This is a genomic window from Acinetobacter sp., assembly GCF_036666595.1.
Taxonomy (GTDB): Bacteria; Pseudomonadota; Gammaproteobacteria; order Pseudomonadales; family Moraxellaceae; genus Acinetobacter.
On the sequence record NZ_JAVWVO010000051.1, the window covers coordinates 1 to 890 of the forward strand.

Below are 890 nucleotides of genomic sequence, written 5' to 3' on the forward strand. Positions count from 1 at the left end.
AGATTCTGTGTCACTCAATAGTTTTGAGAGCAAGCAAACTTTAAATAAGCAAGCGCAACTGGAATACTAAAATAGATAAAGTTGGTATAAAAGTTGCTTTTCTTGAATCAATTGGTGTTTAACGTAAAAAAATGTGATATTTATCAACAAAAATGTATTGAAATGATGTATTTTTGTAATTATCAGGCGTTTGTTTGAATAGGGTATCGAAAAGTCGAAACTGCAGTTCAAAAAATGGGATCGTGCGTTTTGGAGCAAGAAATATGTATTTAAAAAGTCAATGGAAAACAGGTCTACTTGCAGTGGCGGCTTTACTTTTAGCTGTGAATGCAAGTGCTGAAACTAAAGTATCAAAAGACCCTGTATCAGTAGAATTAAAAACCTATCTCGTTAGTGCAAATGCAGATGGGAAGCCGACGGCTAAGTTAGTTACCAAAGTCAAGCCAAATGATGTGATTGAGTATCGTGCGACGTATACCAATAACACGGCTGGAAAAATTAAAAATCTTGCGGCGACTTTACCAATACCAGTAGAAACCCAATTTTTGGGTAAGTCGCAGCCAGAAAATGCGCAAGCAAGTACAGACGGTATGAATTTTGCCCCGATGCCTTTAAAGCGCAAAGAGGGTAACCAAATGGTGAATGTTCCGCTTAAGGATTATCGTGCATTACGTTGGACCATTGCAGAGCTTCCAGCAGGAAAATCTGTCACGGTTTCAGCTCAAACACGTATTAATAGCGAAAAAACCAAAAACTAAACAAATCGACATTGAATATTCAATAGGGGTAAGTTCCAAATGTCCAATCAAACACAACGTTTAAAGTTCACGCAATTAGCGGCATCTATTGCATTGGTTGCTGGTGGTGCTGCATTTATTCCAGCAGCATAT

The 890-nt window shown here is 37.9% G+C and carries 1 protein-coding gene; it reads left to right on the forward strand.

Annotated elements, in window-relative coordinates:
* The first annotated feature begins 263 nt into the window (after positions 1–263).
* A complete protein-coding gene (locus RR876_RS16655; RefSeq protein ID WP_332637152.1) occupies positions 264–758 on the forward strand; it encodes a hypothetical protein in 495 nt (164 codons plus the stop codon).
* The last annotated feature ends 132 nt before the right edge of the window (positions 759–890 follow it).

Bases quoted from the DNA above. Each gene is read 5' to 3' on its own strand.
- RR876_RS16655 (WP_332637152.1), top strand. From the start codon at position 264: ATGTATTTAAAAAGTCAATGGAAAACAGGTCTACTTGCAGTGGCGGCT.